Origin of the sequence: Mesorhizobium sp. M7A.F.Ca.CA.004.04.2.1 (genome assembly GCF_004022825.1) — a bacterium.
GTDB lineage: Bacteria > Pseudomonadota > Alphaproteobacteria > Rhizobiales > Rhizobiaceae > Mesorhizobium.
Genome location: NZ_RZPH01000444.1, coordinates 1 through 4654, shown reverse-complemented (window position 1 = coordinate 4654; position 4654 = coordinate 1). Strand labels below are relative to the sequence as shown.

Annotated in this window: 5 protein-coding genes; 3 read left to right on the top strand and 2 right to left on the bottom strand. The window is 58.7% G+C overall.

Annotated features, from left to right (window positions below):
• The first annotated feature begins 148 nt into the window (after window positions 1-148).
• From EN893_RS19640 to EN893_RS39370, 3 genes are all read left to right on the top strand, one after another.
• On the top strand, window positions 149-763 hold the full coding sequence (locus EN893_RS19640) for a TetR/AcrR family transcriptional regulator (protein WP_127270785.1): 615 nt from the start codon (window positions 149-151) through the stop codon (window positions 761-763).
• A gap of 126 nt (window positions 764-889) precedes the next feature.
• The gene (locus EN893_RS19635; protein WP_127272713.1) at window positions 890-1459 is read left to right on the top strand and encodes a DUF2569 family protein; all 570 of its coding nucleotides are present in this window, start codon (window positions 890-892) and stop codon (window positions 1457-1459) included.
• Between the two features lie 13 nt (window positions 1460-1472).
• On the top strand, window positions 1473-1703 hold the full coding sequence (locus EN893_RS39370; protein WP_245456890.1) for a hypothetical protein: 231 nt from the start codon (window positions 1473-1475) through the stop codon (window positions 1701-1703).
• A gap of 205 nt (window positions 1704-1908) precedes the next feature.
• On the opposite strand, the gene EN893_RS19625 is transcribed toward EN893_RS39370, so the two are convergent.
• Together EN893_RS19625 and EN893_RS19610 are read right to left on the bottom strand one after the other, a co-directional pair.
• Window positions 1909-2208, bottom strand: coding sequence for a DUF1236 domain-containing protein (locus EN893_RS19625; protein ID WP_127271999.1), 300 nt, complete (start codon window positions 2206-2208; stop codon window positions 1909-1911).
• A gap of 1308 nt (window positions 2209-3516) precedes the next feature.
• Window positions 3517-4221, bottom strand: a complete 705-nt coding sequence (locus EN893_RS19610) for a Crp/Fnr family transcriptional regulator (protein ID WP_127270307.1) — start codon at window positions 4219-4221, stop codon at window positions 3517-3519.
• Window positions 4222-4654: the final 433 nt, after the last annotated feature.

Below are 4654 nucleotides of genomic sequence, written 5' to 3'. Positions count from 1 at the left end.
GCTGTGCGCAAACGGGTCTTCAGGATGGAAAGCGGATTGCTGGCTGTGTGTGACATCGAGTGTTCTCCCTTGCCTTTGTGGCTTCTTGCAAAAAATTGAACCAATTCTAAAATTGAGTCAATTCTGTTTTTGTGGCAAGAGGCTGGGAATGAGCGGATTGCGGGCTAGGCAAAAGGCGGACCGGCACCGGCGTATCATCGAGGCGGCGGCCGAACTGTTTCGCGAGGCCGGCTACGAAGGCGCCAAGATCGAGGCGATCGCCGCGCAGGCCGAGGTCTCTGTCGGGACGATCTACAACTACTACGAGAACAAGGGCGACATCCTCGGCGCCATCGTCTCGCTGGAGGTCAACGAGGTGCTGAATGCCGGGCAAGGCGTCGTCGCCAGGCCGCCGGCCAATGTCGGCGACGCGCTGGACACGCTGGTCGGCATCTATATCGAGCACTCGCTGCACTATCTCAGCAAGGAGATGTGGCGGCAGGCGATGGCAATCTCGACGCAACTGCCCGACAGCCCGTTCGGCCAGGCCTACACCGCGCTCGACCGCGCCCTGACCGAACAGATCCGCGCCCTGATCGCCCGGCTGCAGGAGATTGGCCTGGTGCGCCAGGACATAGACGGTGCAGCGCTCGGCGAACTGATCTTCAACAACATGAACATGATGTTCATCGAATTCGTGAAGCGTGACGCGGCCAAGATACCGGAACTGCGCGCGGCGATACGGAGGCAGAATAGGATATTGGTGGCGGCGATTGGGGTGTGAGACGTCAGGAGCAGGCAGGAGAAAGCGTCGCTTCCGCATAAGACCTGGTTTCAGACGCGGGTCGCCTCTTGAGTTGAGTTTGAAATCTGGTACAACCTATAAGGGCATAAATAGAGGGAGGGGTAAATGGGGACGTTTTCAGTCTGGCATTGGGCGATCTTGCTGCTGTTGATCGGCGTGCCTGTTTTCCTTGCCGTTCGATCAGCCGCGAAGCCGTCACAGAATCCTGAGGCTCTTGTGGGCTTCGGCGGCTGGCTGATGCTGCTGGCTATCGGTCAGGCAGTGTCACCATTGCGGACGCTTGCCGACTTCGCCAATTCGGCCGACGGCTACCAGCAACTCATGACCCTCTCGAATGGGCCGCTGGCGGTGTATGGCGAGGTTGCCCTCAATCTGGCGTTTCTGGCGCTTCAGCTGGTTGTGCTCGTTTCGATGCTGCGGCGTAGCCGCCGCTTTCCGCAATTGTTTCTGCTCCAGTGGCTGGCGATTCCCGTCGTGTTTATCCTGGACACGATCTGGGTTGCGTCAGTTCTGGGCGTTCCGGTGAGCCTGGTGCTCGCAGGCGATGCGCTGGTGGCCCCCATAGTCTCGTTTGTGGTGACAGGGCTCTGGGTCGCCTACGTCTACAAGTCTGTCAGGGTGCGGAACACGTTCACCAGGATTGGGGCATCCGCCCAGGTTGCGAGCGCGTCATAGAAGGCAGCCCAATTTGGGATATTTTGGAGCGTCGGGGCTCGACGAACTGACCTTCAATGACATGATGTTCATCGAGTTCGTGAAGCGCGACGCGGCGAAGATACCCGGAGCTGCGCGCGGCGATCCGCAGGCAGAACCGGATTTTGGCGGCGGCGATCAGGGTTTGACCTCGTGCACCACTATGTCGTCATCGAAGCTGGAACGGCCAAATCCCGAGCCGAATGACCGCAACTGTCGTCCGTGACGGCTGCGAGCTTTTGGAAGGTCTTCATTTCGGCTTCATTTATAGGTGCTGCCCGCGCTTTCGCCTGGAGATCAGCCAGGCGCGCCACGAGGGCTTGCGACGTCTCGACTTCAGGGCTCATCATTTTCGTTTGTCCGATTCAGTGGCGATTTGACGAGCACACCCCGCCGCCATCCCTGCCGGCGGGCGTGGCCGGTTCGAAGTTTCAGTCGTAGACTTTCACAATCTTGCGTGTGCTCGGGTCCACCAGAACCGTTCGGTTGTCGACCACAGTATAGCGGTATTTGACGTTGGGGACCTCGTGGAGCTCGACCGTGTCTGGCAGAGCCGTGCCGACGTTCAGCTCCACCCCCGGAAGCTTCACAGAAGCCAAGGGTTGCTTCTTCACGTATTCGCGCACGACGGTGTCCTGTTCCTGTGTGATAACCACATCCTGTGCCGCAACCGCGCCGACGCTGGCCAGCAGCAAGAGCGCCGCAGCGGCGCTGGTTAGGTGCATCCCCATTGTTTTCCTCCTCTTTTAATGTGGCGGCAGCACGATCGGCTGCGCGCGAACTACCCGAACACGTCGCCAGGCCAAACGTTCCTCATACGGGCTTCTGTCGGAATCTCCGCAGGACCAAAGTCTGATTGGGAAACGCAATGGTCTTACCCGCTGGGAGTAGGCGGAACGGCTTAGGCCTGAAGGTTGTTGTCTCTGCAAACGCGGAGAGAAACAGTGGAAAAAAGTGTCGGTCAGGCGCGATGGTTGCTCGCACCGATTTTGGCAACAGCCATCACTTTCCTGGTGATGGGGATAGTCCTTGGCTGACATGACGTGGATCGGCGCGGCTACGTCCCTTCCTGCGCTGATAGGACCCGTGAGCCGCTTTCGGCGGCTGGCGGGTCCTGTATTTCACCGTGCGCTGGGCTGCTCATTCGGCAGCGAGCGCTTTCTAGCTCATGCACCTTGGGAGGTTTATTATGGATCGGCGATCCTTCTTGACCGCAATGTTTGGTGTTGCCGGGGCAGCGGCCCTTGCAAGCGCTGTCCGCCCAATCGAGGCAATGGCGGGTGTTCCAGGAGCCGGACACGGCATCCTCGACGAACTTGAGACGCCACAAACAGAGGCCTTTGACGAAGATTCACAGGCAGAAGTGCAGCAGGTCTACCATCGGGACTGGCACCACCGTCCTCACCGCCGCCGCCGGCGAGGCTGGAGACGGGTTTGCCGCAGTTACTGGCGGCATGGTCGCCGTCGCGTCCGGTGCTACCGCCGGCGTGGTCCTTCGGTCGTCCTTCGATTTTAACTAGTTTTCCGCCTTGGCCCGTTCCGGCTCACGCGCCGAGAACGGGCCGGTTGGGATCTTTTTGGTGAACGGTAACAATGACATTGGTCCAGAGATTGAATGCGAGTGGCAGCGCAAACCAACCGGGAAATGACAACGACCATGCCGCGGGGTTTGCGGACGCCGTCCCGTTGCCGGACGAGGAAAACATTGCCGACCTTGTCAGGCGAACGGAGCGCATGGCCATTTTGGTGGTTCTAGGAATGGGCGGCTGGTTGATGTTAGTGCCCGCTATTTACCTTGTACTGACCCACGGGATATGAACGACTTTCGGTGTCGCGGTAGCTGACTGCAGCATGTCAGCGGAAGCTAACGCAACATCCATGCGCGTCCAAAGTTGGATTGCGGGAGCATCGCATCGCGGCTTCCGCACCCCGTTTCCTGTATCGGCAATATGGGGACGGGCTGTTTTGCTGGCGCGAGGCACAAGTGTCTGGAACCACCTATTATAGTGGTCCACGTCCGGCATGCTGGGAAGGCGCTCTCATCCAACCAGCCGCGCATACTCGGCCTCCGGTTTGCCGTAGGTGCCGTTTGCGCAAGCCGCAAGGCCGCTGCGGTCCCTGATATGCACTTCGCCTCGTCGAGAATAGATGAAACCGCGCCCTTCCAGCACTTGCAGTCCAACGGTAACCCCTGGGCGTCTTGCTCCAAGCATGACGGCGAGAAACTCGTGGGTGATCGCAAGGCGTTCGCCGTGGACCCGATCGTCACACATTAGAAGCCAGCGCGCCAACCGCTCTTCAAGGTTTGATTTTGCGTTGATCAGGGCCGTATAGCTGGTCTGGATGTGGAAGTAGTGGACATAGCGCAACAGGAACAGGCGCAACGTTGGGCTGTTCGCAAGAGCCTCCTTGAAGGGCTCGGCTCCGATCCTGAAAGCGCTGCCGGGCGACTGAATGTAACATTGATGCGCCGCATAGTCAGCGCCCATCACGAGCGCGGCACCGGTCATTCCCTCAAAGCCGACAAGACCTACCTCGGCCTCCTTACCTGAAGCCGCCGCGACCACAGAGGCAATGCCGTCTTCCAGGAAGTAAACCGTCTCGATCTCCGAATCGGCTTTCTCCAAGGTCATTTTCAGCTCGAGGTCACACAGTTCAAGGTGTGGCTGCAATAGCCCCAGGTCACCAGGGTTAAGCCGACGCAACAATTGGTTTTTATAGGAAGCGTTCTCTGGATTGGTCATAGCTCAATCCCGCTTGGGGCAAGAGCTTTCCAATCTCCCTGCCGTCTGCGCCCGTAAACACGTGCAGACGATTTGGAGAAGATACGCCCTCTGGCGCGCGATTGACAGTGAAATGCGACCTGATGCACGGCGTCCCCCCAGCCGCCGAATTACAAAACAGGGGTGTACAAAGTTAAAGGGTTGGAATCGTACAGAACTCTGCTTCGTACGAATCCGACAATTTCGTGATCGCGGCCAACGCCGGCATGATGTGCATGGTTATCGATGTCGAGGTAGAGCGACGAGAAGGCGACTGGCAGGACCGACTGGCAAGGCGAAGGCTGTGCTCCATAACGGGTCAAACAATTTGGCATCTAAATTGCTTTGACGGGTATGGGGTGGGCGAGAGCCCGTCGCTTCGCAAATGGAGCGGCGGGTCTACTCTACCTGCGAC